Origin of the sequence: Pedobacter sp. JCM 36344 (genome assembly GCF_046546555.1) — a bacterium.
Taxonomy (GTDB): Bacteria; Bacteroidota; Bacteroidia; order Sphingobacteriales; family Sphingobacteriaceae; genus Pedobacter.
On record NZ_JBKHKK010000021.1, the window covers coordinates 1 to 16,048 of the forward strand.

The 16,048-nt window shown below is 37.1% G+C and carries 16 protein-coding genes and 1 pseudogene; 13 read left to right on the forward strand and 4 right to left on the reverse strand.

All coding sequences use genetic code 11. The features are described from left to right. Positions 1-101: 101 nt before the first annotated feature. Positions 102-1,421: a hypothetical protein gene (locus ACHFIZ_RS16720; protein ID WP_410887921.1), complete on the reverse strand. Its 1,320-nt coding sequence runs from the start codon at positions 1,419-1,421 to the stop codon at positions 102-104. Between the two features lie 62 nt (positions 1,422-1,483). Here ACHFIZ_RS16720 and ACHFIZ_RS16725 point away from each other — a divergent pair, with 62 nt between their 5' ends. Then, on the forward strand, positions 1,484-3,283 hold the full coding sequence (locus ACHFIZ_RS16725; RefSeq protein ID WP_410887923.1) for a hypothetical protein: 1,800 nt from the start codon (positions 1,484-1,486) through the stop codon (positions 3,281-3,283). Between the two features lie 178 nt (positions 3,284-3,461). Here ACHFIZ_RS16725 and ACHFIZ_RS16730 read toward each other — a convergent pair whose 3' ends face one another. Further along, the gene (locus ACHFIZ_RS16730; RefSeq protein ID WP_410887925.1) at positions 3,462-4,244 is read right to left on the reverse strand and encodes a hypothetical protein; all 783 of its coding nucleotides are present in this window, start codon (positions 4,242-4,244) and stop codon (positions 3,462-3,464) included. A gap of 232 nt (positions 4,245-4,476) precedes the next feature. Here ACHFIZ_RS16730 and ACHFIZ_RS16735 point away from each other — a divergent pair, with 232 nt between their 5' ends. Then, entirely contained in the window at positions 4,477-4,803 is a 327-nt protein-coding gene (locus tag ACHFIZ_RS16735) for a hypothetical protein (RefSeq protein WP_410887927.1), read from the forward strand. Positions 4,804-5,106: 303 nt separating this feature from the next. Here ACHFIZ_RS16735 and ACHFIZ_RS16740 read toward each other — a convergent pair whose 3' ends face one another. After that, complete coding sequence (locus ACHFIZ_RS16740; protein ID WP_410887929.1) at positions 5,107-5,646, reverse strand: ORF6N domain-containing protein; 540 nt, start codon at positions 5,644-5,646, stop codon at positions 5,107-5,109. Between the two features lie 54 nt (positions 5,647-5,700). Continuing rightward, positions 5,701-6,921: a site-specific integrase gene (locus ACHFIZ_RS16745; RefSeq protein WP_410887931.1), complete on the reverse strand. Its 1,221-nt coding sequence runs from the start codon at positions 6,919-6,921 to the stop codon at positions 5,701-5,703. A gap of 724 nt (positions 6,922-7,645) precedes the next feature. Here ACHFIZ_RS16745 and ACHFIZ_RS16750 point away from each other — a divergent pair. The 11 genes and pseudogenes from ACHFIZ_RS16750 (at position 7,646) to ACHFIZ_RS16800 (ending at position 15,997) form a co-directional block, all read left to right on the forward strand. Further along, a complete protein-coding gene (locus ACHFIZ_RS16750; RefSeq protein WP_410887932.1) occupies positions 7,646-8,062 on the forward strand; it encodes a hypothetical protein in 417 nt (138 codons plus the stop codon). A 106-nt stretch (positions 8,063-8,168) separates the two neighbouring features. Continuing rightward, positions 8,169-8,657 carry a DUF3347 domain-containing protein gene (locus ACHFIZ_RS16755; RefSeq protein WP_410887934.1) on the forward strand — a complete coding sequence of 163 codons (489 nt, stop codon included), beginning with the start codon at positions 8,169-8,171 and terminating at the stop codon, positions 8,655-8,657. Between the two features lie 247 nt (positions 8,658-8,904). Continuing rightward, positions 8,905-9,390 (forward strand): annotated as a pseudogene (locus ACHFIZ_RS16760) (DUF3347 domain-containing protein). A 5-nt stretch (positions 9,391-9,395) separates the two neighbouring features. Then, a complete protein-coding gene (locus ACHFIZ_RS16765; protein WP_410887936.1) occupies positions 9,396-9,863 on the forward strand; it encodes a heme-binding domain-containing protein in 468 nt (155 codons plus the stop codon). 21 nt (positions 9,864-9,884) lie between these two features. Continuing rightward, positions 9,885-11,429, forward strand: a complete 1,545-nt coding sequence (locus tag ACHFIZ_RS16770) for a multicopper oxidase domain-containing protein (protein ID WP_410887938.1) — start codon at positions 9,885-9,887, stop codon at positions 11,427-11,429. A 7-nt stretch (positions 11,430-11,436) separates the two neighbouring features. Next, positions 11,437-12,504 (forward strand): multicopper oxidase domain-containing protein, encoded by a 1,068-nt coding sequence (locus tag ACHFIZ_RS16775; protein ID WP_410887940.1) that lies wholly within the window; start codon positions 11,437-11,439, stop codon positions 12,502-12,504. Positions 12,505-13,255: 751 nt separating this feature from the next. Further along, the gene (locus ACHFIZ_RS16780) at positions 13,256-13,468 is read left to right on the forward strand and encodes an SHOCT domain-containing protein (protein ID WP_410887942.1); all 213 of its coding nucleotides are present in this window, start codon (positions 13,256-13,258) and stop codon (positions 13,466-13,468) included. Positions 13,469-13,581: 113 nt separating this feature from the next. After that, positions 13,582-14,043, forward strand: a complete 462-nt coding sequence (locus tag ACHFIZ_RS16785) for a hypothetical protein (protein WP_410887944.1) — start codon at positions 13,582-13,584, stop codon at positions 14,041-14,043. A 440-nt stretch (positions 14,044-14,483) separates the two neighbouring features. Beyond that, positions 14,484-14,780 (forward strand): heavy-metal-associated domain-containing protein, encoded by a 297-nt coding sequence (locus ACHFIZ_RS16790; RefSeq protein WP_410887945.1) that lies wholly within the window; start codon positions 14,484-14,486, stop codon positions 14,778-14,780. A 231-nt stretch (positions 14,781-15,011) separates the two neighbouring features. Further along, a complete protein-coding gene (locus ACHFIZ_RS16795; protein WP_410887947.1) occupies positions 15,012-15,278 on the forward strand; it encodes a hypothetical protein in 267 nt (88 codons plus the stop codon). Further along, a complete protein-coding gene (locus tag ACHFIZ_RS16800) occupies positions 15,251-15,997 on the forward strand; it encodes a hypothetical protein (protein WP_410887949.1) in 747 nt (248 codons plus the stop codon). The genes ACHFIZ_RS16795 and ACHFIZ_RS16800 overlap by 28 nt, the downstream gene beginning before the upstream one ends. The last annotated feature ends 51 nt before the right edge of the window (positions 15,998-16,048 follow it).

Below are 16,048 nucleotides of genomic sequence, written 5' to 3' on the forward strand. Positions count from 1 at the left end.
ATCACGTTATCAGATAACAAATCATGAACACTTTCAAAAAGTCGGACTTTATTATCATTTTTCTTTTTGGTATTCTCAGCACCAACGCGATTAGATCTACTTCAGTAAAAGGAGTATAGATTAAAAAGCGCATCACCCGATGTATGCTGATATTCACTTATAATGCTTTTGGCATTCTCTCTTGTTACATCTTTATCGGTATAATTGCAAATCAATGCAACCTGTCTGATTGAAGGTTTTGGAATTTTCTTAGACCCATTTTTGGCATCAGTAGGAATTATATTCTTTTGTTTAGGTGTCCGTTGCTTCAAAAATTCTATAAAAATTTCAACTTTCAGCAGGTTTTTGTATTGTTCTTCATTCTTGTATTCCCAGCCCTTGACCATTTGTAGCCATACGTTGAATTCGTACTGGTGTGAGCTTTGCACGATTAGATAGTTTTTTTGATTTGTATATCTTTCAACAATTCCAAGTTTAGATGCCTCAGCAAAAAGATCTTCAAAACTGGTAATAACATTTAATTTTTGTTCATCAAATTCCATCGCAGCCAATATCTCATTGACATCGATACCATGATTAATTGCGGTTGTAAATGCTATGCCAAATTTCTCAAACTTATTGCGCATGGCCTGATCTGCCCTGCAATATTGTTTTTCTGGGGTTTCCTGTTCAAAACTTAAAAATTCCTTTTGTATCAACTTTAATGTTCTATTAAAATCTTCATCCAAGTTGTGAACTGGATATCCGCCAAACCATTTCAAAATAAAGCCAAAGAGTGTATGCTTACAACGACCCGTTAAAGGAAGGTTTTTGAGGTGGTCCTGTATGAGAAGGCTATTTTGATAGTTTATTTTGACATAGTTATATTGTTTATCGAGCAGATTTAGAAATTCTATTGGAGTAAACAAATCACTACCAGACCCATTCGCAAAAAAGTCGATAGTTTCATTTACCAAATCTTGATTCGGAATTATTTTTTTATCAGTATAGTAATCCAAAGGATGGTCGGATGAAATATCCGTTAAATGATTTTGAGAAAAATCATAATCATCATCTGCTAGCAATACCGCCTCGCTACGGAGTATTTTGATCAAACTTTTTAGATCGAACAACCCTTTTCTCCATTCTCTCTTTATATGTTCACGATCAGTAGTTACGATTTTTATGTTACCTATCTTCGTATCAAAATCTATATCGTTCCAGGCTCTAACATGTCTTTCGCACCCTGGAAATTTAATATTAATAAAAGCAGCGACCTCTTTTAAGATGTCATCAAGCTTTGAATAAGTATCCAAAAGTAAAGCCTTGTCTTCTTCAGTTAATTGATAACCTATCTCTGCTGCACGCAAATGTAGGATGTCCGGCAAATTTTCTGTTCTGTTATGTAGTTCGTCAAGGATTTTAATCTCTTTTTTGGTCATGATTAAGGCGATCGTAAATACAAATTTGACTTTGATAGAATTTTAAACCATAAATTTACTAAATGAAAGTAAATCACGTGACAATTTTAGAATATAAATATCTGTTTGATAGTCATATCAAGAACAGACATGCAGAGATTCTAATACTTGTTAATGATCTTGATTTTGATATCGCTTTTCCAATTATTGCACGTTTGAACCACGTTGTCCGAGAACGGTCTCTAAAAAATTATTTGGATGAAATTACTTTTTGGTTTGGCTCTAAATCACCCTTGGTTGATATATATGCGCAACTTATCGCCCAAGGTTATGACGAGAAAGAGCATAGCAGCCTTCGGATTTTGAATATTTGGTCAAACTTGACCTTGCTTCAAAGTTTTTTGGAAGTCTATAAAAATTCAACTGGGTCTAAAAATCAAAATATTAATATAAACAATACTCATGATAGGTTGCTCAAAGCCTACTTATTGATCAATGAAGAATATGTTGCCAATTTTAATTCGCAGAAAGTAATAGCAAGCATACCCAATGGAGTTGGTCTAATTATGAAAAACGGCCTGATAATGGCGACTATGCTATTGCCTTATCATGATTTGAACCATATTGATGCCGCAGATGCGATGATTGCCCAATTTATCAAAGCGGTATACTTTCTTCAATTTGCTGAAAGCAATCTACCAAAAGCACTTACCGATTTTCTAGCATCATATGGCGTTAGCACATGGCAAGACTATATGAAAGCAATATTTCCAATCGTAGGCCATGCGCTTCAAAACAACAAGGAGGGATTAGGGTATTTGACAATAAATAGTGAAAATCCTCATGCGGAGACATCTCGCAAATTTCTGTCAACTATCTCTATCGAAAGTCAAAATGGTGATTTTTCACAACATGATTTTATACTGCCACGATCTAAACCATTGATGCAGATCAATATGGACAAGTATTTAGTCATAGATAATCTTCTTATTTATAATAAGATGTACAACTCGCTTTTTTTTGAGTTTAAAAAAGTGCTCATAGATAACCCTGATATTTTGGGGAAAGTTGATTTTAAGGGGTATTTAAACGGCCATTTTTCCGAATCGTTTTTAGCCAGTAAAGTGCTCGATGCGGTATTTGAAAACTCTAAGTATTTGAAATTCTCAGGGGAAGAAATTCGGAAAGTGCATGCTCCGACGTTCAAGGCAGAACCTGATTATTATGCTAGAAATGGAACCGATCTATTTATGTTTGAATTGAAGGACACCCTTATCAATGGCACTACCAAACAATCATTCAATGTTGAGTTGATTAAAAGTGAGCTTAAATCAAAACTGTGGTTCAAATCCATCAATAAAAAAGGAGAGATAAAAGAGGAACCAAAAGCTATCAGACAATTACAAAATAATATACGTAGGGCAGCAGTTAACAAATTACCCTTTGATAGTGATTTGGAATACAAGTTCTTAAAAGTTTATCCCGTTCTGCTTTATATTGATCAAAGTCTTTCTACCCCAGGTATTAATGAGATTTTGCAGCAATGGTTTGCTGAGGAATTAGGGCATGACAAAGAGTTGGGCAAAGTACAAGATCGCTTTGATATTATGCCATTGACAATGATTGACCTAGATACGTTGATTATTTTTCAGGACGATTTCAAAAATGGGAAACTCAAATTAGAAGAACTTATTCCAAGGTTTTGGGGTTATAAGCAAGGCTTAATTGCGATTGGTCTGAACAACATCAATCAGGCAATTTTCGACAGTAATATTTCATTCGGAGCATTTTTGCGCCTAAATCGTAAAACGAGAAACACACCAAAGCTATTCACATCATTTGGAAGGCTTCTATTCGACAAGAACAATCAAAAATCTGATTAACTCTTTCCGATAGGCTAGAAACGCGACGCGATAATTATCTATTTATGAGTTTTTATTATCGTATTGATAAGAAGTTGCAAATCATTTTGGAAATTATTGGAGACTGGTACCATAGATAGTAGCATAAAAAACTCGGCAGCTTCGTATAGCTACCGAGTTTGACTTAAATGTTAATCATTCAATCAGTATTTTCCGCTTTATCATCGGCTTGAGCTGCCAACTGGATAACATATCCAACTAAGAAAGCGTCAACTAGTGACAGCGCATATTCACGATCTATGGGCAACATTTCGGGCTTTAATAATTCTTCGTCGATATAACGTTCCGCATCCCACAATGAACGGGTCAATTCAGGATTATTAGGTTCGATGCGGTAAAAAATACGCTCGAATGACCAATTTGCTGCCTCAATAAATTCCTCACGATCCTGTCCGGTTAAGGGCAGTGAGTAGATTTGTTCGGTAGAAACATTTGATATCGGCTCATCTTTTTCCCATTCAATTTCATCCTCATCATCTTTAGAAAGTCGATAATCATCATAAAAAACGTCTTGTTCGCCCTCTAAGAATCCTTCTTTAAAGATTTGTAATTTAAAATCATCGTCAAGCTTTACGTTATTTGCGGTTTCAATATCTAAGACATATTGATCCCAATCACGCACTTCAAGCCTGTCCATGTTAGTGTATAATAGAATTGATAACTCAATTTTGGCTGACGAGGCTTTTGACAAGTCTTGCCATTTATCCAATCCGCAAAGTTTAGCAATCACGTGCTGGGCATTGCCTAATTGAAATTTTTCTTCATCAATATCGAAGTCGTTGATGAGTAGGTCAATTTTGAAAAACCGTGGGTCGTAATCATACACGTTACGCTTCAGTTTGGGATCAAATGAAGAAGTTTGGGTTTTGAAATCTTTAACTAGATTTTTTGCTTGGAGTTTTAGATACTCAATAGGTGTCATAATACATTCCTGTTTATACCTACTTAATTATCCTATGTAATTGCATCCGTAATCTTGTATGGATAATAAGCAGGCAGGTTTGCATTATTAAACAATTAATTGGCTGAATAGATCTTCGCACGGACGAGCTAGCTTGCCAAAAGCATATACAATGATAAATATAAATCTCAAATTTGCCAATAGTTATGAAAAAAAAAACCTTCTGGCATGATTATGCTGGTGCGGAAAGAGCATGACAGCAGGATGGTCAAAGCGTAAAAAGAATTATTATTTGTATTACCGACGCCTAGAGCATACCAATGTAAATATACCTGGGCAGACACTTCACGAGTTGTTTGACAAGGTACTTATGGAGTTGAGCTTTCAACTGTATCAAATAAAGGTATTATTGAATAAGACAAAGGCAATGCTTGCCGAGCCGATAAAACAAAAGCAGGACAGAACTAAGGAGAACATGAAACTTTTGGATGCCGTAAACGAGAAAATCTATACGCTTGAAAGGAGGTTCATGGACAATGAAATAGAAAGTTCGACGTCTAACAGATGGTTTCAGCAGTAAAAGGAAGAGAAGGCACAACTGGAACACGCACTAAGCGGAAAAGCAAGGTCGAAGGATAGTAGCTACGAGATCATTGAGCGTATCCTGTCTTGGATGGCAAAGCTGTTTTTCATCTATCAAAAATGTAATATTTTTAAAAGCATATTATCGTTAGAGGGGTTTTCAAAGACAATTTGGCCTTTGCTGGGGGTGCGTTTAGAACACCTTTCATCGACAGGACGTTTGAGCATAACCTATTGACCCTCAAAGAAAAAAGATTGCTCTTTCGGGAGCAATCCTTTCGATATTCGGAAATAAATCCGATTAGTACGGTTCGTCGGGTTTGAACCCAATTCGTGTCCTTTTCGGCGCTGGCAGTTCCTGTTTCTCCAGCAGTTCGTCTAGGTAGCGGAAAACGATCTCCATGTTTTTGTCTTGGTTATCCAGTTTTCCTTTAATCTTTTCAATTTCCAGCCTGATCTCTGTATTGTCGGACAGCACATGGCGCATTTTGGTAAAAATGCGGATGATCTGGATGTTTACCTCAATAGCCCTTGTACTGTTTAGCACGCTGGAAAGCATTGCCACACCCTGTTCGGTAAAGGCCATGATGTTATATTTCGAGTGCGCCCCGTGTCTTAAGGTGCCAAATTGGCTCCTTAAGATTTTCTGTTCCTCCGTATTTAGCTCAAACATGAAATCTTCGGGGAAACGTTCCACATTCCTTTTTACCTGCCGCTTTAGCTGTTTGGTTTCCACTCCATATAGTTCAGCCAGATCGGAATCCAGCATCACTTTATGCCCTCTTATGATGTAAATCTGGTTCATAACCAGTTCATCAGATATTTTGATCTTTGTATCCATTATTTTATCGTGTATTTAAAAGTGGTCGGCACATGAGCTGCCGACCGGAAATGGTTAAATTGAGGCGAATATCTGTCTTAAAGGTGCCATATCACTGCTTACCTTTTCATCCAGCATTTTTGCATAAAGTTGGGTAGTACGTATATTGGTATGCCCCATCATTTTAGATACGCTTTCGATAGGTACACCGTTCAGCAGGGTAACAGTAGTGGCAAAAGTACGCTTGGCGATCCGGTTGCCCAATGTTTTGACGATGCCCGACAGGGCTGCAATCTCCACCAGATACTCGTTCATTTTTTGATTGCTGGAAATCGGCAGCGCCCTGTTCTGATTGACACAGAAAGGGTGATCTTTATACCTTTCCAGAATATCAGTGGCTATTGGAATAAGCGGGACGGCTACAGGCGTACCAGTTTTTTTACGATAGCTGAACAGCCACTTTTCCCCGTCAATCCCTATACGTATATCGGTTTGTTTGAGTTTTTGCACATCGGCATACGACAGCCCTGTATAACAGCTAAACAGGAAGAAGTCCCGAACCTGTGAAAGCCTTGCGGTACTGTATTTTTTGCCCGCAATGTTTTGCAGTTCATCCGCAGTAAGGTATTCCCTTTGTACGAGTTTTGATTTCAACTTATAACCAAAGAAGGGGTCAGCGATGATCCATTTGTTTCTAAGACATATACGGACGATTTTCCCCAGATTTTTAAGGTGCTTACTGGCAGTATTGGTATCATTATCCTTTGAGGTGTGCAGGTAGAAATCAAAACCATCAATAAACTCATGGTCTATATGACGAATGTTGAGGTCACCTGTTTGATATTTAAATAAAAGATATTCTTTAACGTGCTTTTCAAGTACCTTAAACCGTCTCAAAGTACCTTCCGCATAATCTTCCTTTTCTACAAGTGCGGCCATGTTCGTATTATGGATTTTAATGGCCTCCATAATGGTGTGTGTTTTTTCTGCCTTGCCCAGATACTTGCATTTAACGCTATCAGCGGATATCTCTGCGTCTTCTACGCATAAAGCAGTATGGGCAGCAGTAACGCCCGCTTTCATTTTGTCAAGATAGGAATTTAAGGTTTTGGCATCTTCTTTTGTGCCGATCATGTGACCCGCTTTGGTGTTCCACAATTCCGGTTCACATTTTCTACTGGCGGACATTTCCACAGGTTTTCCGTCAACGGTAATCCTTAGATAAACAGGAACAGCACCTTTAAGATAGTTTTTTGGTTTCTTCAGGTAGAAGAGCAGACTGAAATTAGTTTTCATAATCGACTGATTTAAAGTTAACAAAGTTAGCCTTGCAGTCTAATCGTATCAAGTCGTTCAATGATTGAACTTTCTGTAAGTCAATAACTTACATCGTTTCCAGTGAGTATGCCACTCTGTAAAACTACTCACCGAATCACTCACTTTTTTTATGCGATTTATTGCATATTTTGGGTTTTCCGGTAAAACAAAAAAGCTTGCAATCATTTGATTTGCAAGCTTTTACGTAGTTTTGATACTATCTTCTGTGAACCTAACTGACATTTTCTCGAACCATTTTGTATCCGATTTAAAACGTATAATTAATTTGGCTGATGAATTAGATGACAAATATTGAAAGTTCTCTAGTAGAGTTTTTTGTGTTTTCACTACTATGGTATATTGTAAAAACCAATTTAGTTGATACCGTTCTAATACTTTTTTGGCTTTTGTGACTTGACTGAAAATTGAGGTTTTATGCAGAAATTATTTTTGGTCAGATGCGGTCAGAATGCTTTGGTTTATTCAAATACGAGGAAGAAATTAGAAACCATTATTTCTGCGAAAGCATGATGACTTGTGGCGAAGTAAAAGAAACATTGAAGTAATAATAAATGATTTAAGCGCTGCTATCCTTAAATGGGTAGCAGCATAATTATATAACTTATAGCCTGAATTATATAAATTTAATTTTGCATCTTCATATAGATTTGTATAGTCATGAAAAGTAAAGCTATCTTTTCTATTGGTAATATTTTTACTCAACACCGTTGTGGGTTTTGCCTGTGCTTTGGGAATGGAGGGAAATCATGATGATGAAAATCATTCCCACTTAAAAGTTGCTGTTCATAAGCATAAAGATCATCAACACAATCATGCCGAGGGCCATGAACATCAGGTCAGCCCAACACCAGGTTTGAACTTTTCAAAAGAAGATCCCTGCTGTAAAAAACTAGTAAATGAGCTGACTATTCAAAGCAAATTAATCCCCGGAGGTGCTAAGGTGCTAGTTGTTTTGCCGGTAATATGGCTTGCCAATTATACTTATACCTTACTTGTTCCAGTAAGTAGTATTGATCTCAATCAAATTGGTTACATAGACCACCGATATCGACCCCCTAGGGAAGATATTCGAATAATTATCCAAAGTTTTCAGATATAAGATTTAATGTTTTTGCCAGTAGTTTTTTACCCCTATTGGCTTATGAGTACTTTCACATAGCTATTGCTATGTCCAAAAATTAGTATAAACATTAAATTATTACATCATGAAAAAAATATTTTTAGTAGTTGCCTTAATTGCAACTGTATATATCAAACCAGTGTTTGCACAAAACAACCAAACACAATCTTTATTAACGGCTTACTACGATATCAAAAATGCGTTGGTAAATTCCGATGCAACTTTAGCAGCATCAAAAGCAAGCGAATTTTCTAAAGTACTGGGCAGTATGGATATGAAATCGATGCCAAAGGAAGAAATGACATCTTTTATGGGGCTTCAGGATAAACTTGAATTTGATGCCAAACATATCTCAGATACAAAGGAAATTGTGCATCAAAGAGAGCATTTTGCCAACTTCTCAACTAACCTTTTTAAGTTAGCTAAAGCTGTAAAATTGACCAGAGAGCCAGTTTATTACGCCTATTGCCCAATGAAAAAAAGTTATTGGCTTTCTGATGCTGCTGCGATTAAAAATCCATACTACGGTAAACAAATGTTAACCTGTGGTGCAGTTAAGGAAACATTAAAGTAATCCTATTTGTTAATTGTACAGTTCGCCCCTTTATATAGGTGTTTAACTGTACAATTAATTTTCAAATAGTATCAAATAATGCTGCTATAGGATAATACAAATAAGCTTTGCTCCCCTAAGCAGATAATCAACCATTTTAAAAGATTTTAATTAAAATACAATGAAAACATTAATTTATAGCTCGGCTTTTTCCTTATTGTTTCTAGCAGCCTGCTCTAATGGCAGTAATAAAACTCAAACAACAGCTATGTCAGACTCTACAACAACCAAGGCTGTTGTAACAGAACCTTCAGAAAAAGGTGCTTCTACTGCGGAACTGTTAAGTACATATCTAAAATTAAAAAATGCCCTAACAGCTGACAATGATAAAGACGCGGCAACTGCTGGAAATGAAATGGTAACTGCCTTTGCAAGTTTCGACAAAAAAACCTTAACATCAGATCAGGATAAAGCTTAAACCGACATATACGATGATGGTAAAGAACATGCTGAACACATTGGTGCTAATGCTGGAAATATTGCACATCAGCGTGAACATTTCGATATGTTGAGCAAGGATATGTACGATCTTGTTAAACTACTTGGAACAGGTCAGCCCGTATATATTGACCACTGCCCAATGTACAATAAAAATAAGGGTGCAATCTGGTTGAGCGAAGTGAGGGATATTAAAAACCCTTATCTCGGAAAAGCGATGCCAACTTGCGGTACGGTTCAAGAGGAATTAAAATAGTCGCCATGAAAGGCATAAAAACAATACTTCTTGTACTATTGGTAATTCTTGTAATTATCCAGTTTATACAGCCTGGCCGCAATAAAAGTGGGCAGGCTATGCCAGATGATATTTCTAAAATGGTTAATATGCCGGCTAACGTGCAGGGCATTTTACAAAAAGCCTGCTACGATTGCCATAGCAATAACACCCAGTACCCATGGTATGCCAATGTGCAACCCTTTAACTGGTTCTTGAACAATCATATACAATCTGGTAAAGCAGAATTGAATTTTAACGAATTTGGCACCTATACTCCCAGAAGACAACAGAGCAAATTGCGCTCTATAGAGAATAGGTTAAAGGATGGTACTATGCCTTTGTCATCTTATACCCTAATCCATAGAAATGTGATTTTGAGCGAAGCGGAAAAATCGCTAATTACAAATTGGGTTCAAAAATCAAAGGATAGCCTAAACAAAAAGAGTTTTTAATCAACATCAATCACCAAAGAAATGAAAAACATATTAACGGCCTTTTTATTGATCCTCTACTCGGCGGTTTCCGCTCAGGATATGAAGGGAATGAAAATGCCAAAACAGGAAAACAATAAGCCGGTCGAGGTTATCTACACCTGTCCGATGCACCCAGAAATTCAGTCTAATAAACCTGGCAATTGCCCGAAATGTGGGATGAAGCTCGTTGTTCAAAAAGCAAAAGCTGTTAAACCGAAAGCTTCCACTCCCTATAAGAAACCGCAGCCTACAAAGATTTCAGATATGGGTGATATGAAAATGCCAATGAAGGAGATGCCTAAAAAGAATGATGGTATGGAAGATATGAGTGGTATGGATATGGGAGATAACAGCACTATGATGGATAACATCAAAAAGGCAAAAGCAAATTTGGGGCCTATTAAAACTAGAACTAGTAGTCAACCTCCTCGCACTGTTCGCTACGATCTTTACATTGCTGATACAACAGTAACTTATGGTGGTAAACCTAAACGGGCTATTGCCGTAAACGGAAGTATACCAATGCCCACTCTTACTTTCACTGAAGGCGATACCGCATTGATTTATGTGCACAACAATTTGAAGGAAGAAACATCACTGCACTGGCACGGGTTGTTTCTCCCTAACCGTTATGATGGTGTGCCCAATATGACCCAAATGCCTATTAAACCGGGAGAAACGCATGAGTTCAAATTTCCACTCATCCAGCATGGCACACATTTTTACCACAGCCATTCAGGTTTACAGGAACAGATTGGTATGTACGGTTCTTTTATTATCAATGCCCGCAAAGAATGGGACATTCCTACAATACCAATTTTGCTGAGCGATTGGACAAATATGAATCCAAAGGAAGTAAACAGAAGCTTGCATGCGGCAACAGATTGGTTCGCGATTAAAAAGGGGACTACACAAAGTTACGCAGAAGCCATAAGAACAGGACACTTAAAAACCAAAGTGAATAACGAATGGAAAAGGATGAACGCTATGGATGTGAGCGATGTTTATTATGATACTTTTTTGATCAACGGAAAAAATCAGAATGAACAACCGAAATACAAAGCTGGAGATAAAGTGAGATTGCGTATTGCGAACGGGAGTGCATCGTCTTATTTCTGGCTCAAATATGCTGGGGGTAAAATAACAGTAGTTGCTACCGACGGAAATGATGTAGAACCCGTTGAGGTTGACCGTTTGATTGTTGGTGTATCCGAAATTTACGATGTAGTGGTAACCGTTCCCGAAAATAAAAGCTACGAATTCCTAGTCACACCAGAAGACCGTACCAAATCCGCGTCTTTGTGGTTAGGAAAAGGAGAAAAGGTGGCTGCACAGAAAATGCTAAAGCTTAAATACTTTGCTGGGATGAAAATGATGAACAACATGATGGACATGAGTGGCAACATGATGGAAATGGAAGGCATGAAAATGCAGAACCAGATTATGGATATGAATACGGTGATGTACCCAGAGATTACCGGAGAGGAACCCTCAAACAAAGCAACCAAAAAAAAAGGAAATGTCGGGCATGCAGATGCCAAATAGCAGCAGTATGTCTGGGATGAATATGACAGCAGAAAGCCCAGATATTGTGACCTTAAATTACGACATGTTGCGTGATCCAAACAAAACAACTTTGCCAAAAGGGCCGACGAGGGAATTGAAATTCGATTTGACGGGCAATATGAACCGCTACGTGTGGACTTTGGATAACAAAACCGTTTCGGAGTCAGATAAGATTTTAATCAAGAAGGGCGAGAATCTTCGCATCATCTTATATAATAATAGTATGATGAGGCATCCGATGCATTTGCATGGTCATGATTTTAGGGTAATCAATGTCGAGGGAGATTACGCTCCGATGAAGAATGTTTTGGATATCATGCCGATGGAAAGAGATACCATAGAATTTGCTGCCAATGAGCAGGGCGGCGATTGGTTTTTTCACTGTCATATTCTTTATCATATGATGAGTGGGATGGGCAGGGTATTCAGTTATGAAAACTCTCCACCTAATCCTGAAATACCAGACCCAAAACTGGCGCAAAGAAAATTAAACTGGGACGATCAGATGCCCCATTTAATGGGAAGTGCTAGTTTCCAGAGCAATGGATCAGACGGGCTGTTTATGTTAGGCAGTACCAGATGGCAATTGAGTACTTTATGGCATTTAGGTACTGATGCAAAAATGGGCTACGAAAGTGAGACCATGTTGGGCAGGTATATAGGTAGAAACCAGTGGCTATTGCCATATGTCGGTTTCGATTATCATTACAAACAGTTTAACCCCGATGAGAAAAATATTTTCGGTAGTGATTACAGAAACATGTTTGGACAGATAAGTAATAAAGAACACCGTAAAACAGCTGTGATTGGTCTAGCATACACATTACCCATGTTGGTGGTTGCAGATGCCAGAATAGATGGTAATGGCAAGTTGAGATTTCAGTTAGGCAGAGAGGATATTCCTATCTCTAAGAGATTAAGAGGCAACTTTATGGTGAATACTGATAAGGAATACGCCGCCGGAATGAGGTATATTCTAACAAAATATGTTTCTCTTTCTAGCCATTACGATAGTGATATGGGCTTAGGAGGCGGGTTGACCTTTACTTATTAAGAAAGCAGACTTAACACCTATTGCCCACAAAGAAGTTCAAACTTCTTTCATTTTAAAAAGACAGTGATTGTTTTATTCCCGATGAGTTGCTTCAATTCATCAGGGATATGTTAACTTAAGACCTTTGATGTTTAGGATCACGTAATTTGATACTTCTGTTAAGTTATTTAATGGCAAAGATAAGGAGTTACAATAGTGGGCTGTTTGTTTCCGAAGTGAACGAACACATGAACATCATTTCTAACTGGGATTTACATCAACTATTCAGAAGAAATAGAAATAACTATAGATTACAGTTTATTAAAAAAATTAGAAGTGCATAATGTTCAAGCTTAAAGAAAAGCGCATCGACCCTTATCTAAATCTGTCAGGAGAGACTTCTAAAAGGTCTTTCGTTTACGCTATCTGCCTCAAAGCTATAACTAGCATTGTTTTTTTGACCAGTAATCATTTGAATTCTTTCTTTTGGTGGATGAGGGAATTGAATCCTTAAAGTCTCTACTGCCTTATTTATTACAGGTTGCATAAGAAAATAGGGATGACCGATATCGTTTAATAAAATGAATAGGAGTTAATTATAAAATGGTAATCATTTTGTAGTGTGACCGCCGTCATTCTTTAACAAGTGATTTACAGTTAGATTTATATCATTACAAAAAAGTAATGAAAAAATTATTAGTAGTATTCCTTCTCATAGCATATTCAGCTTCTGCTTCCGGAGTGATGTAAACAATTTAAAAAATTAAATAATATGATGAATTATGGAAATTTTGGAGGGATGCACCTAGTATGGTGGTTCTTCTGGGTGATTATGTTAATATGGATTTTCGCAACCCCTTATGATATTCCTGGCCAACGAACAAAAAAGGATTCACCGCTTGATATTTTGAAGAAGAGATTTGCTGCAGGAGAGATTTCAAAAGAGGAGTATGAAGACAGAAAAAAGATTCTGACAGGTGATTGACCAAGTAAATTGCCTGATTGTGCCTGCCCTCTCTCCACTTGATACTACCGATAGAGAAATTACAGGCCAATTATCCTACATAAAAATTAAACCCAATTAAAAAATCATTAATCATGAAAACACTACAAATAATTACTTTGTCGATTGCATTTATCATGCTGTTAGGATCCTGTCAGTCAACTAAACAAATTCTTTCAAAATCGAATTCAAGAAATGAGATTATCAACTTAATTGCTAATGATCCTGATATGTCAAAAGAGATGATGAAAGCATTAATGGAAAGCAATAGCGGAAAAATGATGATGCAGGGAAATGATAAGATGAAAATGATGTTGGACAATCATGGTATGATGATGAAAATGATGAAAGATAATCCCGGCATGATGAAAAACATGATGTCTAATATGATGGAAGCAGCTAAAAGTGACACCAGTATGATGTCCTCCATGTGTAAATCCATGATGGGAAATCAGCAAATGATGGATATGATGAAAAAGATGAAGGGAAAAAATATGGATATGAAGAAGATGGATAAAAAAAGTGAAAATAAAGATGAAACTAAACCACACCATTAAGAATATTTTAAAATACACTAAATGTTAAAGTTATGATGAACAATAATGGAGATTACTATTACTGGGGAATGCACATGGGTGGTTGGTTTTTTATTCTGGTAGTAGTTTTACTGGGTTTATTTTTTTATTCCCGGAAAAGAAAATAATCAGTCTGTTCTTTAATCAAATTCTTTCAATATATAAACTGTAATTATGGTATACTATTTTAACAATAGCCTTAACGAAAGTTTCGTAAAGACCATTCAAAATTAAGAAAGTCACTGTACGCTGAAGATCTTGGCATATTAACAAAGATTTAAGATTTACCGAATTACAGACATGGAAATAACCCGGATTGGGAAAAGATTCTGAACAAAGTAGGAGATATGCAAAAATTAAAAGATTAAAGACAGATTAGCGGGCAACAGCGGAACTGAAGAAATAATTTAAAGATAAGCAAGATGAAAAAGTATTATGAATTAAAAGGAATGAGCTGTGGTGGATGCGTTTCAAACGTAAAGGGATCCTTGCTTCAGCTCCCGGATGTAGAAAATGCTGAAGTACAATTGCACCCGCAAAGTGCGGTGCTTACAATGAGCAAATCCATTGGTATTGAAGAACTACAAGCCCAATTAAATAGAGCGGGGAACTATGGAATAAAAGAGGTTGATTCCAATAACGACAGCAAAGCAAAAAATGTTTTGCCGGAAACAAAGTCAGCAACGGACGGAGGAGGAAAGAATTCTTGTTGCAGTTAATTAAAGTGTAGTACAATCTAGTAAAGACGGAAATGATTTTTTAATTAAAACAGCATTGCTATTTGAATTGAGCCTATAATAAAAAAAATAAATTGCAGTTTACTGATTTCCCTGATGAGCCTATTTGTGGTAATGATGGTTAAACACTATAGTATTCTAGGCATCATCAGCTACCATTTGCTGAACCCTATGCTCTTAATAAAGTTTTAATTAGATAAAATACCTAAAAATATGGTGCACGTAGAAAAGAAAGGAATTCTATTGGCTCCTACCGAAAATAAATTTGAAACCAATGGGGTGTTGAACCCAGCGGTTTTTCAGCATGGTAATAAGGTGCATATTTTTTACAGGGCTGTAGAAGATGGAAATTATTCCTCTATAGGCTACGCCAAAGCTGATGGCCCCCTAAATATTGTAGAAAAGCTTAACCGACCCCTTATAGCCATAGAAAATAATTATGAAAACATGGGGTGGAAGATCCCAGAATTGTTAAGATAGAAGACACCTATTATTTAACCTATACGGCATATAATGGAACAAATGCCATGGGGGCTTGGGCTGTGTCTAAGGATCTTAAACATTTTGAAAAGAATGGGGTTTTTACTCCTCCCATCAATTATAAAGACTATAAATGCCATTTGGAGCACTGTAATCAGGAAAAATTAAATCCAAAGTATTATTACTACTCAAATCTTTTCGAAAGTATAGGATTGGCAGATGAAAAGCACCGACTGCTAAGAGACAAGGATGTTGTTCTATTTCCAGAAAAGATCAATGGGAAATTTGCTTTGCTGCACCGCATTTGGCCAGGTATCCAGATTGTATATTTTGAGGCATGGAAAGAACTTACCAAATCTTTTTGGGAGGATTATATAATAGACCTGACCGCCCATATCGTACTTGATCCAAAGTACGATTTTGAGGTTAATTATATAGGCGCTGGTTGCCCACCCATCAAGACCAAAGATGGGTGGCTGCTGATTTACCATGGAGTCTGTGAAACTACGATTGGAAAAACCTACTATGCCTCTGCTGCACTGTTGCAACTAGATAAACCGGAGGTCGAAATTTCACGACTTCCTTATCCGCTGTTCTCCCCAACAGAGAAATGGGAGAAACAAGGGGTGGTAAGCCATGTAGTATTCCCAACGGGCACCGCAGTTTTTGGCGACGACCTATATATTTATTATGGGTCGGCAGATCAAAATATAGCCTAGCTAAAGTAAGCTTGGAAGAATTGTTAAAAGAACTGAAAAAATATTCCTAAT

Bases quoted from the DNA above. Each gene is read 5' to 3' on its own strand.
- ACHFIZ_RS16720 (WP_410887921.1), bottom strand. From the start codon at position 1,421: ATGACCAAAAAAGAGATTAAAATCCTTGACGAACTACATAACAGAACA.
- ACHFIZ_RS16725 (WP_410887923.1), top strand. From the start codon at position 1,484: ATGAAAGTAAATCACGTGACAATTTTAGAATATAAATATCTGTTTGAT.
- ACHFIZ_RS16730 (WP_410887925.1), bottom strand. From the start codon at position 4,244: ATGACACCTATTGAGTATCTAAAACTCCAAGCAAAAAATCTAGTTAAA.
- ACHFIZ_RS16735 (WP_410887927.1), top strand. From the start codon at position 4,477: ATGACAGCAGGATGGTCAAAGCGTAAAAAGAATTATTATTTGTATTAC.
- ACHFIZ_RS16740 (WP_410887929.1), bottom strand. From the start codon at position 5,646: ATGGATACAAAGATCAAAATATCTGATGAACTGGTTATGAACCAGATT.
- ACHFIZ_RS16745 (WP_410887931.1), bottom strand. From the start codon at position 6,921: ATGAAAACTAATTTCAGTCTGCTCTTCTACCTGAAGAAACCAAAAAAC.
- ACHFIZ_RS16755 (WP_410887934.1), top strand. From the start codon at position 8,169: ATGAAAAAAATATTTTTAGTAGTTGCCTTAATTGCAACTGTATATATC.
- ACHFIZ_RS16765 (WP_410887936.1), top strand. From the start codon at position 9,396: ATGAAAGGCATAAAAACAATACTTCTTGTACTATTGGTAATTCTTGTA.
- ACHFIZ_RS16770 (WP_410887938.1), top strand. From the start codon at position 9,885: ATGAAAAACATATTAACGGCCTTTTTATTGATCCTCTACTCGGCGGTT.
- ACHFIZ_RS16775 (WP_410887940.1), top strand. From the start codon at position 11,437: ATGTCTGGGATGAATATGACAGCAGAAAGCCCAGATATTGTGACCTTA.
- ACHFIZ_RS16780 (WP_410887942.1), top strand. From the start codon at position 13,256: ATGATGAATTATGGAAATTTTGGAGGGATGCACCTAGTATGGTGGTTC.
- ACHFIZ_RS16785 (WP_410887944.1), top strand. From the start codon at position 13,582: ATGAAAACACTACAAATAATTACTTTGTCGATTGCATTTATCATGCTG.
- ACHFIZ_RS16790 (WP_410887945.1), top strand. From the start codon at position 14,484: ATGAAAAAGTATTATGAATTAAAAGGAATGAGCTGTGGTGGATGCGTT.
- ACHFIZ_RS16795 (WP_410887947.1), top strand. From the start codon at position 15,012: ATGGTGCACGTAGAAAAGAAAGGAATTCTATTGGCTCCTACCGAAAAT.